The sequence below is a fragment of the Bacillus cereus group sp. BfR-BA-01382 genome (assembly GCF_022663475.1).
Classification (GTDB): domain Bacteria; phylum Bacillota; class Bacilli; order Bacillales; family Bacillaceae_G; genus Bacillus_A; species Bacillus_A thuringiensis_S.
The window spans coordinates 59,125-83,885 of the sequence record NZ_JAKUFQ010000008.1 but is presented as its reverse complement, the minus strand read 5'-3'; the positions used below and the strand labels follow the sequence as shown (position 1 = coordinate 83,885).

Below are 24,761 nucleotides of genomic sequence, written 5' to 3'. Positions count from 1 at the left end.
CAAAAAAAGAACCCGCCGCAGCGAGTTCTTTTTTTGTTATTCTAATCAAACTTGTACAGGAGCTGGCTTTGCATAACGTAAAACTGGTTTACGTGCAGCCATCGTTTCGTCTAAACGTTTAATGACTGTCGTATGCGGTGCTTCTTGTACAACTTCTGGATTTTCTTCTACTTCTTTAGCGATTTGAATCATCTTATCAATGAAACCATCTAATGTTTCTTTTGATTCTGTTTCTGTCGGCTCAATCATAATACATTCTTCCACATTTAATGGGAAGTAAATTGTTGGTGGATGGTAACCGAAATCAAGCAGACGTTTTGCAATATCTAATGTACGTACGCCAAGTTTCTTTTGACGACGACCTGATAATACAAATTCATGCTTACAATGTCTATTGAATGGAAGATCGTAGAATGGCGCTAATCTTCTCATCATATAGTTCGCATTTAATACAGCATACTCAGTTACTGCACGCAAGCCATCTGGACCCATAGAGCGAATATACGTGTATGCACGAACGTTAATTCCGAAGTTACCATAGAATGGCTTCACACGACCAATTGCTTCTGGACGGTCGTAGTTGAAGTGATAACCATTTTCCGTTTTTTCTAAAATCGGTTTTGGTAAGTACGGAATTAAATCAGCTTTCACACCTACTGGACCAGAACCTGGGCCACCACCGCCGTGAGGACCTGTAAATGTTTTATGAAGGTTTAAATGCACAACGTCAAACCCCATATCTCCTGGGCGCGCTTGGCTTAATACCGCATTTAAGTTTGCACCATCATAGTATAATTTACCGCCTGCATTATGGACAATTTCTGCCATTTCTAAAATATTTTCTTCAAATAGACCTAATGTATTAGGATTTGTTAACATAAGTGCTGCTGTTTCTTCATTGACAACACGTTTTAAGTCTTCTAAATCAACAAGGCCATTTTCATTTGATTTTACTGTAATTGTTTCAAAACCAGCTACAGTTGCAGATGCTGGATTCGTTCCGTGAGCAGAGTCAGGCACAATTACTTTCGTACGGTTAAAGTCACCATTTGCTTCATGGTATGCACGAATTAACATTAAACCTGTCCATTCTCCGTGTGCACCAGCTGCTGGTTGTAAAGTAACAGTATCCATACCTGTAATTTCGATTAAATGCTCTTGTAAGTCGTACATTAATTCCATTGCACCTTGTACTGTCTTTTCATCTTGCAGTGGATGAATATTTGCAAATCCTGCGAAACGAGCTACACTCTCATTAATTTTCGGATTATATTTCATCGTACAAGATCCAAGTGGATAGAATCCAGAATCAACACCGTGGTTACGGTTTGAAAGTGCTGTATAGTGGCGCATAATATCAAGTTCAGATACTTCTGGTAGCTCTGCATCTTCTACTCGAATATAATCGCTCTCAAACACATCTTCTAGTTTCACTTCTTCTACATCTAATTTGGGTAAGCTATATCCTACGCGTCCTTCTTTAGTCACTTCAAAGATAAGTGCTTGGTCTTGGTTCTTCATTGGATAGCCCCCATTTCGTTTACAAGTGTGTCAATTTCCTCTTTCGTACGAAGCTCAGTTACCGCTACAAGCATATGGTTTTCATGCTCTTTATAATCACGGCCTAGATCGTAACCGCCGATAATATTCTTTTGTAATAATGCATCGTTTACTTCTTTCACTGGACGTTTGCAATCTACAACAAACTCATTGAAGAGTGGTCCAGCAAATGTTACTGTGAAGCCTTTCGCTTCAAATTGACGTTTTGCATATTGTGCTTTAGAAATGTTTTGACGTGCCATTTCTTTCACACCTTGTTTGCCAAGTGCCGTCATTGCAACAGAAGCTGCTAATGCATTTAACGCTTGGTTTGAACAAATGTTAGATGTCGCTTTATCACGGCGAATATGCTGTTCACGTGCTTGTAACGTTAATACAAATCCACGTTTACCATCTGAATCTACAGTTTGTCCAACAAGACGTCCTGGAATTTTACGCATAAATGCTTTCGTTGTTGCAAAGTAACCACAATGCGGTCCACCAAACTGCGTTGGGATACCAAATGGTTGTGCATCACCGATTACAATATCAGCACCAAATTTCCCTGGTGGTGTTAATGCGCCTAATGATAATGGATTTGAAGAAACGATAAATAATGATTTTTGTTGATGAACGATTTTTTCAATATCAGCTAATTTTTCAACTTGTCCAAAGAAGTTTGGATATTGAACGATTACACAAGCAACTGTATCATCTACTTCACTTTGTAATACGTCTAAATCTGTTACACCATCTTTATGATTAATTTCAACAACTTCAAGATTTTGACCTTTTGCATACGTTTCAAGTACTGCTCTTGATTCTGGATGAACCGCGCTAGATACAAGAATTTTCTTTTTGCGAGTATGGCCAGCTGCTAACATTGCCGCTTCAGCTAAAGCTGTACCTCCGTCATACATAGAAGAGTTTGCTACATCCATTCCTGTTAATTCACAAATCATTGTTTGGAATTCAAAGATTGCTTGTAATTCCCCTTGTGAAATTTCCGGTTGGTATGGTGTGTAAGCTGTATAAAATTCTGAGCGAGAAATAACATGATCTACAATTACTGGAGCATAATGATCGTATACGCCTGCTCCTAAGAAAGAAGCGTATTCTTTTAAGTTAGCATTTTTACTAGCCATTTGAGATAGCTCTTTTAAAAGCTCTGGCTCTGATTTTGCTTCTTTAATTTTTAAATCCCCTTTAAAACGAACACTCTCTGGAATATCAGAGAATAATTCATCGATCGTTTGAACGCCGATCGTTTGTAACATTTCTTTTTTGTCTTCTTCTGTCATTGGAAGATAACGATGCAACATGAAATCTACCCCTCTCCCCGTTACTTTGAACGTTTGTAAAATGGTGTTGGAACAACTACTGCTTTGACGCGTTTATTACGAATTTCAATTTCTACTTCTGTATCAACTGCTGCGTATTTTACATCAATTAGTGCTAAACCAATGCTTTTCTTTAACGTTGGAGATTGTGTACCACTCGTTACTTCCCCAATTTTTTCTTCACCAATAAATACAGGGTAATGCGTACGAGGAATTCCACGTTCGATTACTTCGATGCCGACTAATTTACGAGGCGCACCGTTTTCTTTTTGCTCTTTTAACGTTGCTTTTCCAAAGAAGTCTGCTTCTTTATTTGTTTTTACCGCAAAGCCAATTCCAGCCTCAATCGGTGTAATATCTTTTGATAATTCTTGTCCATAAAGTGGTAATGTTGCTTCGAATCGAAGTGTATCACGAGCACCTAAACCACATGCTTTTAAGCCCTCTTCTGCTCCAACTTCAAGAAGTTTCTCCCAAAGTTTTGCAGCATCTTCACTCTTACAGTAAATTTCGAATCCATCTTCACCTGTGTAACCTGTACGAGATACAAGTGCTGGAATTCCATCTACAAGAATATTGTTTTTAAATTTAAAGAACTTAATTTCTTTCAAATCTTCTGACACAACTTTTTGTAAAATGCCTTCTGCTTTTGGTCCTTGAATTGCAAGCTGTGCAACTTCACTAGAAACATTGACTACTGTCGCATCGCCAATTACATGACTTGCTAACCATTCGTAATCTTTCTCTATATTTGATGCATTGATTACTAATAAATAGTCTTCTTCACCACGTTTGTAGATTAATAAATCATCTACTGTACCACCATTTTCGTAGCACATAGCTGTATATTGTGCGCCCCCTACCTTTAAGGTAGATACGTCATTTGTAACAACACGTTGTAAAAATGCTAAACTATCTACACCTTTTACTTCAACTTCTCCCATATGAGACACGTCGAACAAACCTGCAGCTGTACGTACAGCTTCGTGTTCTTCTTTAATGCTTGAAAATTGAACTGGTAATTCCCAACCACCGAAGTCGATTGTTTTCCCACCATACTTCGCGTATACATCAAATAACGGTGTACGTTGTAATGTAATCATGCTCTCTCCCCCTTATGCTTTGACAAATCAATAAAAGTTGCTTCCTTTTTCTAAACATTTTCATTCTGAAAAGATAGGATATACGGAATCTCATTATATTTTTTTATGAAAGCGTAAATAAAAAATCACTTTCTTGGATAAAATACGAAAGATTCCACACATTTCACACCATTATCCTAACATCATTCGCTATATTTCATCAATATTCTAGCATAAAAAATAATTTAGAATTTTTTATGTTAAAACACAATAAATACAGCTTTTGAGATTTAATACTTTATTATTGTCTATCATATAGCCTTTAATAACGATAATTATGCCTTCTTTTGAGGCAAATCATCATACATTAAAAAATAATTACTTTAGTTTATAAAAGGTGGGAGAGTCGTAATGAATGTCGATATTTCCGTAGATCGGACGTGGCAAAACAATTTTTTAAATAGAATTGATGAAGATGGTCCTTGGACAAACTGGGATTTATATCACTTAGCTTATGAAACAGAAAAATCGTTACTTGTTCCTACTTTTGATGGACTACAAGCACCGAAACATTTATCCCATTTCACGCCGCTTCCGCATCAATTAGAAGTCGCTCAAAATGTGATTGAACAAATGAATGGTAAAGCGATTCTAGCAGATGAAGTAGGTCTTGGAAAAACAATCGAAGCTGGACTTATTTTGAAAGAATACATGGTCCGCGGGCTTGTGAAAAAGGTACTTATACTTGTCCCAGCCTCGCTCGTATCACAATGGGCATACGAGCTGAATACAAAGTTTTTCATTCCCGCTGTAGCACAAAAGAAAAGCTACTCGTGGGAACAAGCTGACGTAATCGTATCATCAATTGATACTGCGAAACGTTCACCACATCGCGATATCGTGTTGAACTTAGAATATGACCTTATTATTATCGATGAAGCACATAAACTGAAAAATAATAAAACAAAAAACTATGAATTTGCACAACGATTAAAAAAGAAGTTTTGTTTATTACTAACCGCTACTCCTGTTCAAAATAAGATTGATGAAATTTTTAACCTTGTTTCTTTATTAAAGCCAGGACATTTAGGCAATCAATCCAACTTTGAAGAATATTACGCTTCCAAAAATCGCTCAGCCGAATCAGATGAAGACTTAAAAGCTCTCATTAACAAAGTAATGGTGCGAAATAGACGACATAATACCGGTATCGATTGGCCGAAGAGACATGTACGTACAATTTTTGTTGAGTTTAATGAACAAGAACAAGCTCTATATAATGATATCGAAAATTGGCGAGGACAAGACGCCTTCACATCTGCTTTCTCATCGTTAACTTTAAAACGGGAAGCGTGTAGTAGTCGTGAGGCTGTTTACTATTCATTGAAAAAGCATGTAGAAAAAAGACAGAAAGAAAATGAACATTATATAAAAGATCCACATATCGATGTGCTAATGGACAAAATTAATCATATTCCTTTCAACTCGAAAGCAACTAAAGCTCTAGAGCTTATAAAAGAAATTGACGATAAAGTCGTCATTTTCACGGAATACCGAGCATCACAGATGTACTTACAATGGTTTTTACAACAACACGGTATTTCTTCTGTCCCATTCCGCGGCGGATTTAAACGCGGGAAGAAAGATTGGATGAAGGAACTTTTCCAAAATCGTGCCCAAGTGTTAATTGCAACGGAAGCTGGCGGAGAAGGCATTAACTTACAGTTTTGTAGCCATATGATCAATTATGATTTGCCATGGAATCCAATGCGTCTTGAGCAAAGAATCGGACGTATTCACCGTCTCGGTCAAAAGAATGATGTTCATATTTATAACTTAGCTACAAAGCATACTGTTGAAGAACATATTTTGAAACTGTTATATGAAAAAATCAACTTATTCGAGCGTGTTATCGGTGAACTCGATGAAATTTTAACGAGAATTAATATGAAAAACATCGACGCGCACATTCAAGAAATTTTCGCGCAATCAAAAAGCGAAGGTGAAATTAGAATTAAGATGGAAAACTTAACATCTATTATCGACTTTGCGAAACGAAATGAAGCTGAGGTGCAAGGCTATGCAGCAACATGAAATTCATAATTACTTATACAATTTCTTTGAGGCGAATAACTGTGAAATTTTAGAACGTTCTCCTCATTTATTAGATGTACAGTTAACAATTGAGATGGATAAATTATTAATGAATCGCCCTTTTTATTGGCACTATCTTGAGAAAACAGGAGGCGTACCGAATCCGATGCGCCTTACTCTTATTACAAATCCAGAAAATGAAGAAAATGAAGAAAATGATGGTGAGCTTATTCACTACGGTTCACCACGTCTACATCAAATTTTCCAAACGACAAAAGAATTAGGCTCTTACATACGTTTATATGAGGATGTAAGACATAATGGGGCAACACATACACCGCTCCACCCTTGGCTCGGTATTAATATAAAAGTTTCCTATCAATGTGATCGAAAAAAAGACATCCTTCACTCGATTGGCATTCATCTCATTTCTGGAACAATGATGGCAAACTTTCATGAAACATTAACAAACATTAAACTTACACCAAAAATACCTGATTTTTGTTTTACGCTCTCGCCCATCATTAAACCTCAAAGTGGTTTACAACGCATAGAAGACGCTTTAAAAAATATAATTGCAGAAGATGACCATACGTGGGCAAAAGAAGCAAGAGTGCGTTGGAATCATGATCTAGACCTTTTAAACCGTTTTTATGAAGAAAGTGACGAACTTCCTGAGAGCTATGAAATTGAAAAACAAGCTCTGCAAGAACAGTATGAACCACGTATTACAGTGCAAATTATTAACGGTGGCCTTTTTTATGTTACCGCGAATCATTTTCTATCTTGAAGAAGCTCCTTCTGCTTTAGAAGGAGCTTCTTTTGAGCTATTTTCTACCCTACTCGCTATCGCCACTACGCTCTTGCTGTTTTTTCTGTGCCATACGTTTCTGCTGTGCACGATCCTTTGCGCTCACATGATTTGCATCAGTTGGAAGATTTTCTTTCGAACGTCCAATTCCATTGCTCATCTTTCCCACTCCTTTTTGCGTTTTTCAAAATACATGTTTATTTTCAGCTAGAGTTTCAATCCTTATACAAAAAAATAAGAGCAGCCATTGGCTACTCTTACTCGCTCACATATTTTTGAAACATATCATGGATGCCTTTATTTACTAGGTTCGAGATCTGCTCGTCAGATTTATTCGGATAACGATCACGCAATCTGATAGATGCCTTCACCATTAAATTTTCTAATACAGAACGGCCACCTTCTCCATAAATAATTTCAGCATATTTAACAAGCCTTCCATCCTCTACTGTTGCTGGATTATGATTGAAGAAAAATTTACTCATTGTCTCCACCTCTCTCTTTTGATAACGTTTACATTTATATAGATTATTTATGTTATTTATTTCACAATATTGTATGCATGTATATTTAATTAGTTTCATTATAAAGCAACATATCGATAGTAAATATGTGATTTTCCGTCCATTTTGTGAACAAACTAAAAATGAAAGCGTTTCCTTTATTATATACTAAAAAAACTTACTACGCTAGGGGCAATTTTTTTCAATCTACTAATCCCTCAAAAATTGATATATTTTTTCTTTTCCCATTAAACCTTATACAATTTTCAGAAATTATATTATAAAATATATGTATGACTTAAGGAGGCTTTGTATGAATCAAAATAAAAAAGCTATATTAGATCTTGTCTTTTATCTCGTAATCCCATTCCTCATTTGGAAATTTGCAAAACCTTATATCGATCCTTATTACGCGATGTTACTTTCCTCTGTTCCGGGGATTATTTATACACTGTATACCTTTAAAAAAGAAAAACAGTTTAACGTGACAGGATTCTTTATTTTAATTACACTCATTTCTAATACAACGGTAGATCTATTATCTGGGTCAGCTGAACGAATGTTATGGAACGATGCGTATTATCACATCGTACTCGGTATTATCGTCATATGTACAATTTTTATAAAAAAACCACTTATGTTATATTTCGCAGCAGATATTGCAGCGCTGCAAGGCCATGACCGCGATAAAAGTCGTGAGCTTTATCGTGATAGTCGTATATATCCAGCACTGCAATATTTAACGTTATTTTTCGGGCTACAATTTATATTAAAAAGCTTTTTAAAAATTTATTTCATCTCTGTTTTTGGTGTAGATGGCTACGGTGAAATGAGAGCGATTATGACCGCTGTCGGCTGGGGCATTTCTATTTGTATCGGAATAGGGTTCGTATGGGTGAACAATAAAATACATGCCGTTACGGAAGAACAAGAATCCGTGCAGTAAACAAAGATCCCCTAGTGTATTACGACACTAGGGGATCTTTGTTTTGCTAGACATATGACTAAAATTTAACTTGATTTTTTTCTTTTACTTTTTACATTTCGATAAAACAAAGCAGCACTCAGCGGCATAACACCAAACCACTTATTCATAAATGGCTCTTTTTCAGCACGGCGTTGTTCTTTCTTTTGTTTTCGATCTTCTTTTGGAGCATCCATATACGACACAAACTGCTGCGTCACAAAGCGAACATAATCATTAGTAGACATATTATCATCACCTCTACTTGATTAGTATGTCCACTTTTTTATACATTAATCTTTTCCTTTAATTCATTCATAATTTGCTTTACAGACTTATTTGTCGTATCGATATGAATATGAGCCTCTTCATAATAAGCTCGGCGTGATTCAAATTTCTTTACGAATGCATCTATATCTTTCTTTTGAAATAGTGGACGTGTCGTATCTTCACGAAGCCTTTCTGCAATTACATTTGGATCACAATATAAATACACGACAGTTCCGTTCTCTTTCATCCACTTGCGATTTTCCGCTCGTTCAATAATTCCCCCACCAGTTGTAATAATGACATTATGGACTGGTAGCGAACGTAACATTTCGCTTTCATATTCCCGAAAAGTCATTTCGCCTTCTTCGGCAAAAATATCACGAATTGCCTTCTTTTGCTTCTCTTCGATTTTTTGATCAGTATCTACAACATCCATTTGAAGTTCTTGACTTAATGCTTTTCCAATTGTTGTTTTCCCTGCTCCCATATAGCCGGTTATGTATATAGATTTCATTTTCTGTCCTCTCAATCGTCATTTATTAATTGTTATTATAACGAAAGATGCTACTTTGTTTAATAAAAAAACGTTTTGTTCTTATACTATGAAGAACAAAACGTAACACTCGCTTTTACTTATAAGTACCTCTTCTCACCCACTGCGTTGCAATCCATTTCTCGCCTTTCGTTACAGGTGCCCCTCCATGTAACGTAAGCTCATTTAGTGATTGATCTTGATAAAAATACTCAAAGTATACTGCCATTCCCTTTCTAGGATGTACAGAAAGATTTAATTTCGGGAAGTACGTTTCCCCGCCTTCTTCTACATCATTTAAATACATTACAAGCGTACTAATACGATTGTTAACAGCTGATCTACTATGTTCCGCAAAATAATCATAGTGTGCTTTATATTGTTGATCCACTTCATAATTTAAAATGTGCAACCCTTCTCCATGCGACGCAGGAACATTCATGATAGATGAAATTCGTTTTTCAATCTTTGAAGTAAGTTCATTGTCTTCCAAAAATGCACCGCTACTTGTTCGAATATCATTTACATCACGTGATGAACCAACTTTAGAACGCTTCATTTTATTTTTAGACATTTCAATCAATTCATCACACTCTTCATCACTTAGTACATTTGCTAATACGACAATAAGAGGTTCTTCGAATTTTGAAATAATGTGTATTTCTCTATCTTCTGTCATAATCGTATTTCCTTTATGATCAAAAATAGTTTGTTCCTTATTTTCACCTATTTGATTGTTATTTGTCATTTCCCTATTCTCCCTAAAAATAATGATTGGATAGCATGAATATATCATATTCTTTCTACCTTTCTCTTTTTTGAGAAAATTTAAACTTTTAATCATTATATTTATCCATTTCTTCTAAAAAGTCAATTCAATTTATAATAGAAACCCCTGGTTTATCTCCATATATTTCACATATTATCCTTCTATCCAATCGACTATTTTTCCATCCTTTTTTCTATACCGAAAGCTCACCGTATAAATTTTTTTGTTTTGTTTCACACTGCAAGGAAATGAAAACCGTATTACTTTCAAGGCGGTACTTCCCACTCGCTTACATTGTCTATTTAACGAGATTCATTTATGATATTAATAGAATTTCCGGAATGAATTACATGAAACATGTAAAAAGAAAAAATTAGTTTCTTCTACAAATTAGTAATCTCTTTTAGTAACCTCAATACAAGACCCCCAAAATAATTGGCGGTCTTGTATAAATACCGTTTTAAAAACTGTTTTAGTTTATCCCGATTTCAAACAGTTTTAATTTTATTTTTAATTCATCAACGAATGTATTATCATTATCTCTTTCCAAATTTATAATTTTATATTTATCATTTACATATTCATCTTCTTTTTTATTAAACGAATCATTAAATGTGACTAGCACAAATTGCATATCTTTATTTTCACCCCAAAGCAAATTACGCGCTCTATACGAATCCTCATCAATCTTTACTGTTTGAGCTGCCTTTACTGAAATTCCCCTTAGGATTTTTGGTTCTCCACCAGTATTTCCTTTTGTATAAGAATCAACAAGTGCAATATCGATTTCATTCTTTCCTTGAAGATGATTTAAATATTTTTGGTTTGTCTCAATTTTGTACTTACCTTTGTCAATTTGGCTTTTACATAGATAATACATAAATCGGTGTACCAAATACTCTGGCAAACTTTTATAGTTTTGATGTATACCCGTCATTTGTATGGAAACGTCTAGAAAAGTTTGATAACAATCTCGAACTTCCACACATGTAATAGAATTTAAGTTTTTTTCAATGTATCTATCTAATTCCATCAAATAAATTTCGGATAGTTTATTTAACATATTTTCCCCTTTTTTATTTTTCTAGGAGAGAATTTAAGATTCTCGACTAAATGAAATTTCAAATTTCCGCCAAAAATAACACTTCTATATTTTCACAAATCTTATCAATAAAATTACTATAAAAATATATATCGAGCATTAAAGAAGGATGTACAAATGCAAAAAGATGTTCTAGTCACCTTTCATTTAAACAAAAGGACAAACAGAACAAATTATCCGCGAACAAAACCTTATAATATAATTTCATGGCTTTTTAAATAAATATTACCCGTTTGCGAAGCATGTCTTCTTTTCAACGATAATAATTGTACTAAATCAATTCTACGTTCTAATACAGCCTTTAAATCACTACCATCCATATTACAAAACATTACATTAAAAATCTCACCGTTTATCTCAAGTACGTTTCAAATCAAAAACTAATATTTTTTCCTTGTTACGACACAAGAAATTTTCAATATGATGCGGTTCTAATATTTGCAGTTCCTTAGGCAGACAATCTTTAGTGACGTAGGGATATTTTTCATCTCTTAAAAAGAATTTTATATGTTTTTCAAGTTCCATTTTACCTATCAAATTAATTATCCCGTCTAATACGCCACGGTGTAAATAAATCACCTTCGGGTATAAGTTAAACATCGCTCCTATTCTAAGAGACGTATCGTACACGCATAACGAACTAAAATTAGGAATTCTCAATTCGTACACAATTATAAAGATATCATCAAAACATGTAGCCCTTTTTATCTCTTCCATAATTAACGGGTCCAATAACCTTTTGGTCATTTCTTCTAGAACTGCTTTTGAGATTTGGCACTGATGTGAATCCCTTTTCAAATTTGGAAGGTACCCCCAAACAGCATCTTTAATTAATTCCTCCATTGACTTCGTTCGATTTTTAAAATCACTTAACTTCCACTCTTCATGGCGAGCATAATTTTTATTGTATATATCTATTAAATCGGCAAGTGCCTTCATGTATTCTCCTCCGAATAAAAGATAATTCTACCCTTTTTACATTAAAACCCAAACACAAATATTTAACAGAACCAAAGTAAAAAACTCATTCTCATTAAAATGATCTTTTTTGCACTTTACTTCTTATCATATACAATCCCAAAGTCATCCTGTAATTCTTTCATATGTTTCATCATTTCTTCCTTAGCCCCCTCTTTATCACCTTGTGTATTTTTTGATGCATATTCTAGAGCACCCTCCATCATATATAATGCATATTCTTGTTTTAAAAGTTGGATTTCTTTCACAAACCACTCTTCGTCTTCTGAAGAAAATGTATTCGCTTTTTTCATCTCATCAAATTTTGGTGCTAATTCTTGAATTTCTTTTGACTTATCTGCACCGTTTGCTGATTGATAGTAAGCCTGTACCAATGCTTCCCCATCTTTAAATAATTTTTCTTCTAAGCTTTTTTTGTTATTAGACCCACATCCTACAAGTAACAAAAGAAATAATAACATATATATAACGCTCATTTTTTTCAACATATCTCATCCCCCCTATTCGTTCCATCTCGTTCCGAATTCCTCGAAACTAATTTGGCTTCATTCCATGTTTACTAAATAACCCTTCAAAAAATTCCTTTATCATTTGTCGGCTCTTCTCTCTATTCATAAATTCAAAACCACCAAATCGATATACCTCATATCCATTGAGTTTCAATTCTCTATCTGCACAAACCATCTCCGAATACTTTCTAGGACTTGAAATATCTCCATCTGAATAATGATGTTTTCCATCTATCTCTAGAACAATTCTTTGGTTGTTGGGAAGTAATAAAAGAAAATCCATACGTTGTCTTGGTAAAAATGTTGCATGGAATCTTTGCTTGACTGTGTATGGATCATAATGCAAATAAACTTGAGGTATTAATGCAGGAAAGTCCTGATTAAACCTCCTTTTAAAAAATCTAAAATAACTATCAAATAGTATTTTTTCAGGGTCTGAATCTAAAGAATTAAGTAATCTCTTATATAGAAAAACCTCATTTTCTGCTCCTATCTCATTTTCCTCTTTACTATCTGTCCACCATTTTAGTAGGTCATCCCAATATAAACCCATGCTTGGAATAGGGCGATCATACACAAGACAATTCTCTTCATGCTTCACTATTTTTATATCATTATTAATGGAATCACTAATTACAATTTCCGGCTTACAACCAACTGCAGCAAAAATAAGATTCTTAGCTGTACCCTTAACTCCCTTTTGAAGTTTATTAATTTTATAAATTGGATAGCCTGATATGTTATCTGTTGGTGAGAACTGATAGCCATCTTTAATCAAATGAGAATCAACAAATGCTATGTACTCCATTTGTTTCGATTCATGGCGCACAATAGGGTGCACAGTTTGTTCTAAAAAACGAATAAAGATTTCATCAGTTGCTGTCAATAATCCTAAATACTCTTCAAATAAATATGGTTCATCCCAGTCTGAATTATTTATCATGTGTTGCCATATATCACCTGAAGCATTCTGAAATCTAGAATCTGTTGAAGGTATATCTTCTAATATCCATATTCGGTTTAAAAAATCTAATAATTCACTTTTCCCTGAGATATCTCCCCTAGAATATAGCTCATCCATTATATTTCTTCTCGTAATCTCACTAATTGAATAAAAACCTGTAGGAGCTGTTTTATGTAAAATCTTCGCCAACGTACTTGTATGTAAATCATAGTCTTGTATGATTCTTTGGGCTAAATCTATCAAAAATAATTGGTCTTTATTTTTTAATCTTCTTTGTACATACACCCTCTTACTTGAAAAAGCTTCAGATTCTTCACCATTTTCCAAGCCATACCTTACACAAACACTAGGCAAATCATACGCTTTTTCATCAACCAAAACACAAGATATCGCATCGATTAATTTATTAATAGACTTCATCTTTATCGCCCCATTATAGAAGAATTCAATTTCAAACATGCTTTATTGGGTACACTGTTGCTATTTCCATCCAACCCTTTTCTCTTCTGAAATACCACTTATAAAGTAAATTATATATTAACAAATTCCACCAATAAACATAAAACTTTTCCACCTTTATTCTCCTTCAGAAACAAGAAATAAAAAAGCACTCGAATTATACTTATCTGAGCACTCAAAAAAACTTTCTTCTTATATGTAACGCTAATTTTTATATTTTTTTCCTAATGTACATCGATATCAAAATTAATTTTAATCGCTTCCTTAATCTTATTTCTCCATACTTCACTTGAAGAAGCGTATAACGTCAAATCATATAACAATCGCAAGAGCTCTTCTTTGGAATTAAAACACTCTTCTTTCCACTTTTGCATGTTCATTTCAATTTGTTCTATTGCTTCTTCTGTGGTGATGAAAAAAAATTTTCCCAATTCCAACTTTCGTCTGCCTCTTTTATACCGAAACTATCTTGAAATGCCAAATTCGAATACATGTTTTCTCCTCGAATTACTTTTCTTTCAAACACACGCTCTCCTCTTTCAACAAAGTATACCCTTTGCCCAATCCTTATCTTTTTTTCCTTCATGATAACCCTCATTTTTAAAATTTTCAAATATTTATTCGCGAAAAACATGTATTTCCTTCAAAATAAATGTAAATAGATTAAAAGGAGTAGATTAGAATGAATTTCCCTAATACTTGGGAGGATTATAATTCTCAATACCTAGAAGTGGCAGAAAATCTTATCCAACATAATCTAATTAATAATGCTTCAATTATTCCAACTATGTACATCGCAAGACATTATATTGAATTACGTACTAAAATGATTGCTAAAATAGCAAAAGTTATGAATGGCGGAGAGCCTAAAAAAGTTACAGGTCATAATTAAAAAACACTTTGGGATGAGTCTTCACATCTAATATTACAAACATTAAATAATCATGGTCTATATTCTCCTCATGTACAAGTGCAACTTCAGCAAATACAAAATTTTATTAACAAAAGAACAAATTGGGATGATGATTCTATGGCATTAAGATATCCTTACGACCTTCATGGTTCTGCATATGAACTTAAAGAGGATATTTCACTATTCAAGAACGAATGGAATAATTGCACGGAAACGCTGGAGTATATTTACAAACAACTCATTACAGACATTCAAAAAGGTACTATACCTTTAACTCAGAATCAAAAAAATAGCCTTCGCAATAATGGTATTATTATTTAATATATGAAAATGAGTCGTATTACCAACGACTCATTTTCATATACCCACTATTTTCTTTAATACATAAGTAGTTATGCTTTAAAATACTCTCTTAATCTCTCACCTCTTGTTAACGCTTCATCTACTGTTACATGCTCAAAAATCCCCTGTTCGGTAATCCTTTTAATTAAAAAAGTTTACATGGTATTAAAAAAAAGGAATTCCAATTATCATTTACAAACATTGAACTAGAAGAATTGTTTCTTATCTCAACATTTATGAAGAAAACCTTTCCTATTTCAAGTTTCATGAAAATTTTCTCGTTCACAAAATTTGAGATAGGACAATTTTGAACCTTGAATACGTTGCCTTTTTATCGAAAAAACTCAGGCTTCTTGAACAAATCTCAAACATGGTGAAGAATAACACTCAGTATTATTAGTATGCAATGTCATCATTACTAAATGCCCCGTCAGACTTGCTCTTATGGATATTATTGCTGTTTCTTCATCACAGATGCCCCTACTAAAATAACATCTGGATCATGACTTGACACTCCCACAGCTAAAGCCGCAAGTCCTACACCTTACGGTGTAACGGATGGGATTCTTGAATGACTAACCGTTCGCAGTTCATTTCTGTTTTGAACAGCCTTCAAGATGAGGGTGTGCCATCACCCCTCCTAAGACAGACCATATAGGTTCTTAGGCTGATTGACTATTACCATCAACCACAGTTGCGTAGCGAATGTTCATCGCCCCAACGATATCACGATGTTTCTCAAATCCACATTGGCACTTATATTTTCTATCTTGTGCTTTGTTCTTTTTAGAACACTTCGGACATGTTTGACTTGTATAAGAAGGATTCACATATTCAGTCTTTATACCAACTAATGTCGCTTTGTACTCAATGAATTGTGCTAGACGAAAGAATGACCAAGTGTGTAGATTTTTTTCGTTTTTACGGCTTGTTCGTGCCGTCTGTCTAATATTCGTTAGTTGCTCTAATCGAATGACAGAGATATTATTATTCGTTGCGAAATCAACGATTTCACGACTCACTTTGTGGTCTTGGTCTTGCATCCATCTCCGTTCTTTATCATCAAGTTGCCGAAGGGCATTCAATTTCTTAGCTTCTCCTAACTTCTTGCGAATACTACGAAACTTACGTTTCATATATTTGTTTTGTCTACCGTTTCCAAAGAAACGAACCTTATCATCGTTCGTGATAGCCACCCCAGGAACTTTGAGACCCAAGTCCACTCCTAAAATCTTTGTTCCTATTTTTTCGTTTGTAGGGATTGTGACAGCTATTTGAGCGATCCATTTAGCAGATTTCTTTGTAATACGAAGTGTACCTAACTTGTGTTTCAACAATTCAAAATTGCGATTATATTTGTCAGTTAACAAAGCACGAATCTTTAAACGAGTTGACCTTCCATTTACCATAAAGGGCATTGAAATGTACGTGAAGTCAAATGAATAGTTTTGGTTATTCCATACGCAAACAGGTTTTTTTAAAATCGGAACGATTTTATATTTACTCTTTTTCACTTTTGTAGAAAATACACTTTTCGCATCTTTAATCGCTTGATTTTTAACCGCACTTGGAAGGTTGGCTTCAATATCCTTTGTGCTTTTCTTCGTGGTTTTCTTCGCTTCAACCATTTCAGATACCAGTATATTAATGAGCTTAATATACTGGGAACTACTTTGTTCCAATAGCCTAATTTGTTTTTCTGTCGGAAGTAATTTAACTTTGATCGTGATAGTTTGTGCCACAAGTTTCACCCCCTCGTTTTTTGACTTTCAACATAATATCGTATCGTTTCACTCGATACATTCCCAGCAGTAGAAATAAAATAAGAACGTGTCCACAGACTTGGCAAATGCGCGAGGTGAGAAAACTCTTCTCTTACACGCTTCGACGTCACTCCTTTAATTTTCGCCATAATATCAGCAGGACTAAGTGTTGGTAGTGCATTTAAGAACAAGTGAACATGGTCTTTATCACATTCCATTGCAATAATAATAATATCTAGTTCGTTACATAACTCTTGAACTAAAGCTTTGAAACGTTCTTCTACTTTTGCATTAAGAAAAATCTTTCTTCTGTATCGTGGGCAAAACACAAAATGGTAGTTAATTAATGAAACGATTGTTTTGTTTTTTCTATAATCATTTATCATGCTCACATCGTATCAGTTTGTTTATAGAACTGCAACAAAAAATAAAGGGTGCCTATTCTTGTCTATCACCGTATGTTTCAATTATCCAAATTAAATCAGCTATTGGTATATGCCCAGTACCACTTGGATCAATATCATATTGTCCATCAGCTGAGGCTTGTGGTAAATATGTTCTAGCTTCCTCGTAATACTCTATATGTAAGCGTCTGATTATTTCTTGGAATTTTACGGTATCCAGTTTATATCTTGCTTGAATACTAAGCAATTTAGATAGACCTTCTGTACCAGTAAACCAATCTAAATGACCGTCAAATAAGAGGACGCCATTATTCTGCGGTGAACTACAATTCCTCACAGACCTATGGTGAACTATTCTAAAGTTTTCACCTATCGTTGTATACTCGTCAGTGCTTTCATCTTGTAAAGAATCCCATTCTAGTATTCCATCCTGATCCGATTCAATAATTTCGCCACAGTTGTCACAGAACCACTGTTCTTTTGCCCTTAACTTTAAATCAAATCCTGCTGTTTCACTACTCATCATACTCCTCCTCATCTCTTTAATATTCAAAAAACAAATCACCTCATAATTATAGTCAATTACCTTTACATTAAATCTTTTCCTATACGTAGTTGCACCGCTACATCCTTCTGCCGGGGCACAATATGTAAATCTGACGCTTGTACCCTACACGCTTCTTTTAAAATTGTATTCGCAAAAATTTCAATCCCATTCATCACTTTTCCCTCCTCACTATGTATATAGCATGAAAACATGCACAATAAAAATTTGGATTTTTGTATTTTCAATAGAGTAAAAAGGAAAAATATGTTTGTGAAATTATGAACAATTTCCGAATTATTGTCTGAAATTACCTATACTCATGTTTATCTGTATTATAATGTTATTATCTTGGATAAAGTGATAAAGGTGGAGATCCTCATGGAACAAGCTTTAAAAATTACAGGTGTTTTAGCTGACCCAACTCGTTATTACATTTATAAATATATTTCGCAAAAACATAGTTACGTAACTGTACAAGAAATTGCAGATGAATTCGATATTCATCCAAACGTAGCACGTTTACATTTATCTAAATTAGAAGATGTTCATATGCTTAAATCGGAAACAAAGAAAACTGGAAAAGGCGGAAGACCAAGCAGATTATATGTCTTATCTGAAGATGTTATTCAATTGCAATTTCCATTCCGTGATTATCAATTGTTAGCAAGAATAGCATTTAATTCTTTACTTAGCCTTGGCGCTGCTGGTGAGAAAGCGCTATACGAAACAGGAAAACAATTCGGGGCCGAATTAATGCAACAACATATGCAACGTTTAAATGTGAGTGAAGGTGCTTTAACAGTAGAACAAAAAGTTCAAATTGCAAAAGAAGCTTTCTCAACAGCCGGCTTATCACCTGCATTTGAATTAAGTGCAGATGGAACAAAAATTTTCTATGATGTACACAATTGTCCATTTAAAGAAGTGGCTGTTCATCATCCAACTGAAATTTGTAACATGCACGGAGATATGATGAAAGGAATTTTTGAAATCCTATTCCCTAACATGGAATTAACTCGAAATGATAGTCTATTAGATGGATGTAAATCTTGTAATTATAAACTAACAATTTAATTTCTCATATAAAAAGAAGCCAATAATAATTGGCTTCTTTTTATATGAATGAATATTTACAATAGTAAGAAAAATAAACTATAATGAAAAGAGGTTTTACTTTTTCTAGAAAAGGAGGGAAATAGCATGGATCGCATGTTTCGCGTTCTCGGCTTTTGGACTGGAATTTTCTCGGTTATGTTTTACGTAGGAGATATGCAACAGGCTGCACTACTATTTTTAGGACAAACAGGTTTCTTCGTACTTTTAAGCTATTTAAAATTAACAGAGCGTATGTATATATACGTATTCGGGGCATATTTAACTGTTTTCTTCATAGGATTTACATACTACACGACATTTTTACTTGTCCCTGGGGCTGGACATTAAAAGATGGCATTTTGCCATCTTTTTTTTAATCCCGGAATTTCCTAGTTGACTTATAGGTTTTATTACCTTATATTCTATATAACAGATTGGAATTAGGGGGAATCAACATGAATACACTGCTTGTCGGAATTAACGTTGCAGTCATGCTCATCTTAGTTGGCGTATTATATTATATGCAACGTAAGCATGTATCTTTTAATAAACGTGTATTTACCGCTTTAGGAGTCGGAATTTTATTCGGTCTTATATTACAATTCATTTATGAGCCAACTTCTAAAGTAATTATTGAATCAAATACTTGGTTTGGCTTAATTGGTAACGGTTATGTGAAATTACTTCAAATGATCGTTATGCCACTTATTTTAGTATCTATTATTTCAGCATTTACAAAATTACAGTTAACGAAAAACCTTGGTAAAATTAGTGGTCTTATTATCGGAATTTTAATTCTTACTACAGGAATCGCTGCAGCTGTCGGTATCGCTGCAAGTGCAGGATTTGATGTATCTGCAACAGGCCTACAACAAGGTGATGCAGAATCTGCTCGTCTGAAACTAGTTGAAGAAAGATTTACTTCTATTGAAAAGACAACAATTCCAGATAAATTATTAGAGCTATTGCCTACAAATCCGTTTCTTGATTTAACAGGCGCTCGTCCAACATCAACAATTTCTGTCGTAATATTTGCAGCCTTTATCGGCATTGCCTTTATAGGTGTAAAACGAAAATATCCAGAACAAGCAGAGCTATTTAAGAAAATGCTTGATGCTGTATATGCAATCGTAATGCGTATGGTAACATTAATTTTACGCCTTACTCCATACGGCGTATTAGCTCTTATGGCAAAAACAGTTGCTGGTAGCGATATAAATGCTATTTTAAAGCTTGGTAACTTCGTGTTAGCCTCTTATGTAGCACTTATCGTAATGTTTATCATTCACTTATTATTAATTGCATTGTCTGGTTTAAATCCAATTCAATATTTGAAAAAAGTGTTCCCTGTACTAACTTTTGCATTCACATCTCGCTCTAGTGCTGGTGCGATGCCATTAAATATTGAAGCTCAAAAAGAAAAGCTTGGTATCTCCGAAGGAATTGCAAACTTCGCAGCTTCATTTGGGGTATCTATCGGACAAAACGGTTGCGCAGGTATTTATCCAGCAATGCTTGCAATGATGGTCGCTCCAACTGTAGGAATTGATCCATTACAACCACAATTTATTTTAACTTTAATCGCTGTTGTTGCTATTAGCTCATTCGGTGTTGCCGGAGTTGGTGGCGGTGCAACATTCGCAGCTTTAATCGTACTATCTACAATGAACTTACCAATCGGTATTGTTGCTCTAGTTATCTCAGTTGAGCCATTAATCGATATGGGTCGTACAGCTCTTAACGTAAGTGGTTCTATGACAGCAGGTCTTATTTCAAGTAAATGGCTTGGTGAATTAGATCAAGATACGTACAATCAAGACGATACAAAAACTGGTGAAATTGCTTCATAATGAAAAAAAGACGCTAACATACAATTGTTAGCGTCTTTTTTATTCCGTTCCCTCTTTATAGATCTTATCTTGAGAATTATCACTCCAAGTATTCTTTTAATTGCTCTTTTAACTCTTCCTCAATCTCATAACAAGATTCATCAGCGAGTTCCCCTACTTTCTTACTACCCAAAATGTTTGATTGAATTGGCATTCCTAAAAAGATTCTTTCGCATTTCCAAATTGGTATATTGTAAAATCCAATCATCTCTTTTTCTTCATCTAATATAGCTATAGCAACTGATGAACCATATCCCACCTCAAAAGGATGCTCTTTATCTTTAACAAGTCCCATATCTAATTCCATGTTTTTTTCTATGTATAAATGCGAATACTCTTTATAAAGTTTAAGTGATATCCGTTCTATTTCCTTCTCCATGCATTGAATTTTCTCTTTCAATTCCAGTGTAAAATCTCGTTCTGTATACTTCATCTCCGTCTCCTTACACATAGAAAAAGAGAATATAATAACATATTCTCTTCTCTCAAATATATTTCATTATCTCACAGCCCGTCCTTTTCACAAATAACCATTTTGTTCGCACCATTTATGAAATTGTCCTACGTCCACCCCAACTAACACGATATCCTTTAGCTCTACATCAATGATTTGTTCTCCAATTACAATAGCAAACTGCGATGCTAATTTTGTCTCGTTTTTCTTTACAATTCCAATTCGGTTCCGATGCGGTCCATCTTTTATATATGCTTTTTGTCCTACAATATCAAAGTTCAAGATTTTCACCTCTTTTACTGCGCTCAAATTGGAAATACGATCTCCACCTCGGAAAATTTCCTTTCATTGCACTATTTCTCTATATATATGACGAAACAATAAAAGAGTCCTTCCTTCTTTACAATTATTTTTTCTTTGTTTCATTTTTGTGATTGAAACGTAAAGTTTATAATAAAATACACTTGGAAGCGCTTTCTATGTAATTTTTTATGTTATAATATAAAAGTAGAACTTCGTAAAGAGGGTTAAAAAAATGAATACAAAAATGATAAAAAAAGTAATTGAAGCATTAAAAGTATATGGCTTTCAGGATGTATCATTCTGTGACAAAACGAGGCAATTTTTATTTCATAACGAAACCGATATTATGAGCGGCTATGCAGAAATAACATATAGTAGTCAATTTGAAAAATTCAACGTACAAATTCATCCAATTGAAACACATCACCAAGCAGAGTTACAAGAGGTTGAAAGACATATACAAGCTTGTATAAGAAAAGTGGAATATTTAAACGCACTTCTTACCGGGCAGACAAAACTAGATGATAAAATTATTATTATGTAAAAAAAGAACGTGATCCAATCACGTTCTTTTTTCATTATATGTTCATCTTTTCCTTTAGTTGTAATCCTGTAACAGATTCTAATACATCCATCGATTCTCCAAATGTCATATCAAAAATTGTATTGTCCTCTATGTACGGAAACTGGCTGAAACGCTTTTCTAACACCTTTACAGCATCTGATGTAAAGTTTGCACTATCAATTCCAAATTCTGTTTCAAGAAGAACGATCCAATCTAACACATGAAAACCTAATCCATTGACGAATGCAATAAGTTTTTCTTCTGGGTTTGAAGATAAGAATACTTGGCGTTCCATCTCACTAAAAAGTTCTTCTCCTAAAATTTCAGCTAACTCATCATCATGTTCACGTTCAACAAGTTCTTCGTAGCCGTAATCATCCACAAGCTCTTCTACTTCTTCACTATCCTGACAAAGCAATTGACTAAGAAGTGCCTCTTTCTTAAATTCACTATTTTGTACGACTTCTAAAAAGCTCGTTTCCCATCCATTTTCTAATTTCATATTATGTACTCCTTTATATACGTTTCTTATCATCACTGTACCCAAAAGATCACTTTTATAACCTTTTAGGTAGTTACATTATTTCACATGATTCATAACATAAGATGCAAACTCAGCTACATCTCCTTCAAAAATATTTATTTCTGGCAAGTGATAGAACGTTGTTTGGAGCGGATTTCCTGCATGATATACATATATCGTTTTCTCTAGTGCAATCGCCATTCCAAACTCTGTATGGCTCCCGTTTCCGCCATCTAATATAAGTAAAAACACATCCGCTTCTTTTACAGCATTTTTTTCTGCCTGACCAATTTCTCTTAATTGTTCTTGATTCACTGCTCTTTCGTTTTTGCTCCAATCATATGTATGGTGCCATCCTGCATGTTTCAGTTCATTTGCTACGGAACATACAAGATGTTTATTTTGGAAACCTGAGGCGATATAAAAATTCATTTATATACACTCCTTCATTATGTATGGGGAAACTCCTTTTTAGCGTTATTTGTTATAGCTATAATAAAGAACAACTTCAAAAAAAATCCCCATCTTTAAAACTTATTTGCGTTTAAATGATGGGATGCTTCATGGTCTTCTTTTATTTTTTGTTTTTTATAACTTTCATCAGCTAACATTTCTAGTTCAGCTGTTATCTCTGACTTTTCAAGCTCTCTTTCTTGCGAAAATTTCCTTGAAATATAAACAATAACACTACCAACGTACAACACAAAGCATATAATAAGTGCAGTATTTTCATAGAGACTTAGCTCCAACACAGTCACTCCTAATCCATTCGTATTTTCACGCCTCATTAATTGGAATTTCTCTATTAACCCAGTTGTTATCCCGCTATTTGAGGGCAGTAAGACTCCCTCCTCAAATTTCAGTAAAAGCAAAGAAGTTAGATGGAGGATGCACCCAACTGATTAAAGTTTCACTTTATTGTAACATAAAAATATCAATTCTTGGAATCTTTCACCCTACTAAAAGAGGCATGATTGTTTCATCATGCCTCTGAAATATTTTGAATGATTGTTTGAATTGCTTCTTTTCCATTATATTTTTTTAGTGCTGTTTTATACTTCTCATTATTTTGATTCAATTCTTCGACATACTTTATCAGAGATTTTACAGTTACATCTTCTTCATATAATACGGAGGCATACCCTTGCCTTTCAAAGGACTCTGCATTTAATATTTGATCTCCACGGCTTGCAAATTTCGATAATGGAATTAAAACCATTGGCTTTTGTAATGTTAAAAATTCAAAAATTGCGTTGGAGCCCGCGCGTGAAATAACAAAATCTGTTACCGCTAATATATCCGGCAGTTCTCCATGTACATATTCAAATTGTCTATATCCTTCTTTATTTTGTAAACTTTCATCAAGGTTACCTTTTCCGCAAAGGTGAACAATTTGATACTTTTTAAGAAGTTCTGGTAATGCTTCTCGAGCCGTATCATTAATTTTCTTCGCGCCCAAGCTGCCTCCCATAATCGTAATAACTGGCTTTTTACGTGAAAAACCTAAAAATGCTAAACCTGTTTCAGGATTTCCCTTCAGCACTTCTTCACGTACAGGAGATCCCGTATATATTACTTTTCCTTTCGGTAAATGCTTCGCTGCTTCTTCAAATGTAACAAATATTTTCGAAGCAAAACGAAGCGCAATTTTATTTGCTAGTCCTGGCGTCATATCAGATTCATGTAATAAAACTGGTACTCTATTTAGCCATCCTCCAATTACGACTGGTACAGATACGAAACCGCCTTTTGAAAAAATCACATCTGGTTTTAGTTTTCGAATCCTTACATACGCATCCATAACACCCTTCATTACAAGAAAAGGATCTTTTATATTTTTCAAATCAAAATAACGACGTAGCTTTCCACTCGAAATACTATAGTAGGGAATGCCTTCCTTTTCTATAATCGTTTTCTCAATACCTTGATGAGAACCAATATAAGAGATATCCCAGTTGTCTTCCTGTAAATGTGGGATAATGGCTAAATTAGGTGTTACATGTCCTGCCGAACCGCCACCTGTAAAGACTATTTTCTTCATACGTCT

General features: G+C 34.3%; 34 protein-coding genes and 3 pseudogenes. 10 read left to right on the top strand and 27 right to left on the bottom strand.

Features of this window, described 5'->3' with window-relative positions:
• Nucleotides 1-45 precede the first annotated feature (45 nt).
• The 3 genes from gcvPB to gcvT are packed head-to-tail and all read right to left on the bottom strand — an operon-like array spanning nt 46 to nt 3,982.
• A complete protein-coding gene (gene gcvPB / locus MR160_RS05895; protein WP_000795713.1) occupies nt 46-1,521 on the bottom strand; it encodes an aminomethyl-transferring glycine dehydrogenase subunit 2 in 1,476 nt (491 codons plus the stop codon).
• Nucleotides 1,518-2,861 (bottom strand): aminomethyl-transferring glycine dehydrogenase subunit 1, encoded by a 1,344-nt coding sequence (gene gcvPA / locus MR160_RS05890; RefSeq protein ID WP_242297102.1) that lies wholly within the window; start codon nt 2,859-2,861, stop codon nt 1,518-1,520. The genes gcvPB and gcvPA overlap by 4 nt, the downstream gene beginning before the upstream one ends.
• Before the next feature lie 20 nt (nt 2,862-2,881).
• Entirely contained in the window at nt 2,882-3,982 is a 1,101-nt protein-coding gene (gcvT, locus tag MR160_RS05885) for a glycine cleavage system aminomethyltransferase GcvT (protein WP_000631776.1), read from the bottom strand.
• A gap of 390 nt (nt 3,983-4,372) precedes the next feature.
• On the opposite strand from gcvT, the gene MR160_RS05880 reads away from it, so the two are divergent.
• Together MR160_RS05880 and MR160_RS05875 are read left to right on the top strand one after the other, a co-directional pair.
• Entirely contained in the window at nt 4,373-6,055 is a 1,683-nt protein-coding gene (locus MR160_RS05880) for a DEAD/DEAH box helicase (RefSeq protein ID WP_001100040.1), read from the top strand.
• Nucleotides 6,042-6,845: a YqhG family protein gene (locus tag MR160_RS05875; protein WP_001183974.1), complete on the top strand. Its 804-nt coding sequence runs from the start codon at nt 6,042-6,044 to the stop codon at nt 6,843-6,845. Before MR160_RS05880 ends, MR160_RS05875 begins: the two co-directional genes overlap by 14 nt.
• 49 nt (nt 6,846-6,894) lie before the next feature.
• Here the strand turns inward: MR160_RS05875 and MR160_RS34800 are convergent, their stop codons facing one another.
• Together MR160_RS34800 and MR160_RS05870 are read right to left on the bottom strand one after the other, a co-directional pair.
• Nucleotides 6,895-7,026 carry a hypothetical protein gene (locus tag MR160_RS34800; protein ID WP_000064665.1) on the bottom strand — a complete coding sequence of 44 codons (132 nt, stop codon included), beginning with the start codon at nt 7,024-7,026 and terminating at the stop codon, nt 6,895-6,897.
• A gap of 97 nt (nt 7,027-7,123) precedes the next feature.
• Nucleotides 7,124-7,351 carry a hypothetical protein gene (locus tag MR160_RS05870; RefSeq protein ID WP_000032702.1) on the bottom strand — a complete coding sequence of 76 codons (228 nt, stop codon included), beginning with the start codon at nt 7,349-7,351 and terminating at the stop codon, nt 7,124-7,126.
• Nucleotides 7,352-7,424: 73 nt separating this feature from the next.
• Between MR160_RS05870 and MR160_RS05865 the strand changes: the two genes are divergently transcribed.
• A complete protein-coding gene (locus MR160_RS05865) occupies nt 7,425-7,541 on the top strand; it encodes a hypothetical protein (protein ID WP_003279814.1) in 117 nt (38 codons plus the stop codon).
• Between the two features lie 141 nt (nt 7,542-7,682).
• Nucleotides 7,683-8,315, top strand: coding sequence for a VC0807 family protein (locus MR160_RS05860; protein WP_001073111.1), 633 nt, complete (start codon nt 7,683-7,685; stop codon nt 8,313-8,315).
• 65 nt (nt 8,316-8,380) lie between these two features.
• On the opposite strand, the gene MR160_RS05855 is transcribed toward MR160_RS05860, so the two are convergent.
• The 11 genes and pseudogenes from MR160_RS05855 to MR160_RS05805 all read right to left on the bottom strand — a co-directional run bounded on the left by MR160_RS05855 (nt 8,381) and on the right by MR160_RS05805 (nt 14,502).
• Nucleotides 8,381-8,581: a YqzE family protein gene (locus tag MR160_RS05855; RefSeq protein WP_000106083.1), complete on the bottom strand. Its 201-nt coding sequence runs from the start codon at nt 8,579-8,581 to the stop codon at nt 8,381-8,383.
• A 38-nt stretch (nt 8,582-8,619) separates the two neighbouring features.
• Nucleotides 8,620-9,117 carry a shikimate kinase gene (locus MR160_RS05850; RefSeq protein ID WP_000836666.1) on the bottom strand — a complete coding sequence of 166 codons (498 nt, stop codon included), beginning with the start codon at nt 9,115-9,117 and terminating at the stop codon, nt 8,620-8,622.
• Between the two features lie 115 nt (nt 9,118-9,232).
• A complete protein-coding gene (locus tag MR160_RS05845; protein ID WP_000183864.1) occupies nt 9,233-9,883 on the bottom strand; it encodes a 2OG-Fe(II) oxygenase in 651 nt (216 codons plus the stop codon).
• A 174-nt stretch (nt 9,884-10,057) separates the two neighbouring features.
• Nucleotides 10,058-10,190 (bottom strand): annotated as a pseudogene (gene comGG / locus MR160_RS05840) (competence type IV pilus minor pilin ComGG); the annotation flags it as partial.
• 186 nt (nt 10,191-10,376) lie between these two features.
• Nucleotides 10,377-10,967 carry a hypothetical protein gene (locus tag MR160_RS05835; protein WP_000932828.1) on the bottom strand — a complete coding sequence of 197 codons (591 nt, stop codon included), beginning with the start codon at nt 10,965-10,967 and terminating at the stop codon, nt 10,377-10,379.
• 230 nt (nt 10,968-11,197) lie between these two features.
• Entirely contained in the window at nt 11,198-11,338 is a 141-nt protein-coding gene (locus MR160_RS05830) for a hypothetical protein (RefSeq protein WP_000458735.1), read from the bottom strand.
• Between the two features lie 25 nt (nt 11,339-11,363).
• Entirely contained in the window at nt 11,364-11,945 is a 582-nt protein-coding gene (locus tag MR160_RS05825; RefSeq protein ID WP_000645177.1) for a hypothetical protein, read from the bottom strand.
• A gap of 116 nt (nt 11,946-12,061) precedes the next feature.
• Nucleotides 12,062-12,472, bottom strand: a complete 411-nt coding sequence (locus tag MR160_RS05820; RefSeq protein WP_000914529.1) for a hypothetical protein — start codon at nt 12,470-12,472, stop codon at nt 12,062-12,064.
• Nucleotides 12,473-12,518: 46 nt separating this feature from the next.
• The gene (locus tag MR160_RS05815) at nt 12,519-13,877 is read right to left on the bottom strand and encodes an AbiJ-related protein (RefSeq protein WP_242297101.1); all 1,359 of its coding nucleotides are present in this window, start codon (nt 13,875-13,877) and stop codon (nt 12,519-12,521) included.
• 263 nt (nt 13,878-14,140) lie between these two features.
• Nucleotides 14,141-14,353, bottom strand: a complete 213-nt coding sequence (locus MR160_RS05810) for a hypothetical protein (RefSeq protein ID WP_098311419.1) — start codon at nt 14,351-14,353, stop codon at nt 14,141-14,143.
• Nucleotides 14,308-14,502 (bottom strand): hypothetical protein, encoded by a 195-nt coding sequence (locus MR160_RS05805; RefSeq protein WP_015945896.1) that lies wholly within the window; start codon nt 14,500-14,502, stop codon nt 14,308-14,310. The genes MR160_RS05810 and MR160_RS05805 overlap by 46 nt, the downstream gene beginning before the upstream one ends.
• Nucleotides 14,503-14,598: 96 nt before the next feature.
• On the opposite strand from MR160_RS05805, the gene MR160_RS05800 reads away from it, so the two are divergent.
• On the top strand, nt 14,599-14,808 hold the full coding sequence (locus MR160_RS05800) for a hypothetical protein (protein ID WP_001010741.1): 210 nt from the start codon (nt 14,599-14,601) through the stop codon (nt 14,806-14,808).
• Between the two features lie 138 nt (nt 14,809-14,946).
• Nucleotides 14,947-15,150, top strand: coding sequence for a hypothetical protein (locus tag MR160_RS05795; RefSeq protein ID WP_001218242.1), 204 nt, complete (start codon nt 14,947-14,949; stop codon nt 15,148-15,150).
• Between the two features lie 407 nt (nt 15,151-15,557).
• Here MR160_RS05795 and MR160_RS05790 read toward each other — a convergent pair.
• From MR160_RS05790 to MR160_RS05770, 5 genes and pseudogenes are all read right to left on the bottom strand, one after another.
• A pseudogene (locus MR160_RS05790) lies at nt 15,558-15,676 on the bottom strand (ATPase, T2SS/T4P/T4SS family); the annotation flags it as partial.
• 157 nt (nt 15,677-15,833) lie between these two features.
• The gene (locus MR160_RS05785) at nt 15,834-16,913 is read right to left on the bottom strand and encodes an RNA-guided endonuclease InsQ/TnpB family protein (RefSeq protein ID WP_000079433.1); all 1,080 of its coding nucleotides are present in this window, start codon (nt 16,911-16,913) and stop codon (nt 15,834-15,836) included.
• 5 nt (nt 16,914-16,918) lie between these two features.
• Nucleotides 16,919-17,320, bottom strand: coding sequence for an IS200/IS605 family transposase (gene tnpA / locus MR160_RS05780; RefSeq protein ID WP_000606460.1), 402 nt, complete (start codon nt 17,318-17,320; stop codon nt 16,919-16,921).
• 52 nt (nt 17,321-17,372) lie between these two features.
• Complete coding sequence (locus MR160_RS05775) at nt 17,373-17,861, bottom strand: hypothetical protein (protein ID WP_000093739.1); 489 nt, start codon at nt 17,859-17,861, stop codon at nt 17,373-17,375.
• Nucleotides 17,862-17,929: 68 nt separating this feature from the next.
• A pseudogene (locus MR160_RS05770) lies at nt 17,930-18,058 on the bottom strand (competence protein ComG); the annotation flags it as partial.
• Nucleotides 18,059-18,263: 205 nt separating this feature from the next.
• On the opposite strand from MR160_RS05770, the gene MR160_RS05765 reads away from it, so the two are divergent.
• From MR160_RS05765 to MR160_RS05755, 3 genes are all read left to right on the top strand, one after another.
• Nucleotides 18,264-18,959, top strand: coding sequence for a helix-turn-helix transcriptional regulator (locus MR160_RS05765; protein ID WP_000434110.1), 696 nt, complete (start codon nt 18,264-18,266; stop codon nt 18,957-18,959).
• Between the two features lie 126 nt (nt 18,960-19,085).
• Complete coding sequence (locus MR160_RS05760) at nt 19,086-19,328, top strand: DUF2626 domain-containing protein (RefSeq protein ID WP_000375619.1); 243 nt, start codon at nt 19,086-19,088, stop codon at nt 19,326-19,328.
• A 107-nt stretch (nt 19,329-19,435) separates the two neighbouring features.
• Nucleotides 19,436-20,830 carry an L-cystine transporter gene (locus tag MR160_RS05755; protein ID WP_001094344.1) on the top strand — a complete coding sequence of 465 codons (1,395 nt, stop codon included), beginning with the start codon at nt 19,436-19,438 and terminating at the stop codon, nt 20,828-20,830.
• Between the two features lie 79 nt (nt 20,831-20,909).
• On the opposite strand, the gene MR160_RS05750 is transcribed toward MR160_RS05755, so the two are convergent.
• Together MR160_RS05750 and MR160_RS05745 are read right to left on the bottom strand one after the other, a co-directional pair.
• Nucleotides 20,910-21,302: a hypothetical protein gene (locus MR160_RS05750; protein ID WP_000877908.1), complete on the bottom strand. Its 393-nt coding sequence runs from the start codon at nt 21,300-21,302 to the stop codon at nt 20,910-20,912.
• Nucleotides 21,303-21,389: 87 nt separating this feature from the next.
• Entirely contained in the window at nt 21,390-21,605 is a 216-nt protein-coding gene (locus MR160_RS05745) for a DUF3912 family protein (RefSeq protein ID WP_001008326.1), read from the bottom strand.
• 253 nt (nt 21,606-21,858) lie between these two features.
• Between MR160_RS05745 and MR160_RS05740 the strand changes: the two genes are divergently transcribed.
• Entirely contained in the window at nt 21,859-22,170 is a 312-nt protein-coding gene (locus MR160_RS05740; RefSeq protein ID WP_001093240.1) for a hypothetical protein, read from the top strand.
• 34 nt (nt 22,171-22,204) lie between these two features.
• Here MR160_RS05740 and MR160_RS05735 read toward each other — a convergent pair whose 3' ends face one another.
• The 4 genes from MR160_RS05735 to MR160_RS05720 form a co-directional block, all read right to left on the bottom strand.
• Entirely contained in the window at nt 22,205-22,693 is a 489-nt protein-coding gene (locus tag MR160_RS05735) for a hypothetical protein (protein WP_000764264.1), read from the bottom strand.
• A 78-nt stretch (nt 22,694-22,771) separates the two neighbouring features.
• Nucleotides 22,772-23,146: a nucleoside 2-deoxyribosyltransferase gene (locus MR160_RS05730; protein WP_079245917.1), complete on the bottom strand. Its 375-nt coding sequence runs from the start codon at nt 23,144-23,146 to the stop codon at nt 22,772-22,774.
• 95 nt (nt 23,147-23,241) lie between these two features.
• Entirely contained in the window at nt 23,242-23,502 is a 261-nt protein-coding gene (locus MR160_RS05725) for a DUF3966 domain-containing protein (RefSeq protein ID WP_001250699.1), read from the bottom strand.
• Nucleotides 23,503-23,696: 194 nt separating this feature from the next.
• The gene (locus tag MR160_RS05720) at nt 23,697-24,755 is read right to left on the bottom strand and encodes an undecaprenyldiphospho-muramoylpentapeptide beta-N-acetylglucosaminyltransferase (protein ID WP_000724743.1); all 1,059 of its coding nucleotides are present in this window, start codon (nt 24,753-24,755) and stop codon (nt 23,697-23,699) included.
• Between the last annotated feature and the right edge of the window lie 6 nt (nt 24,756-24,761).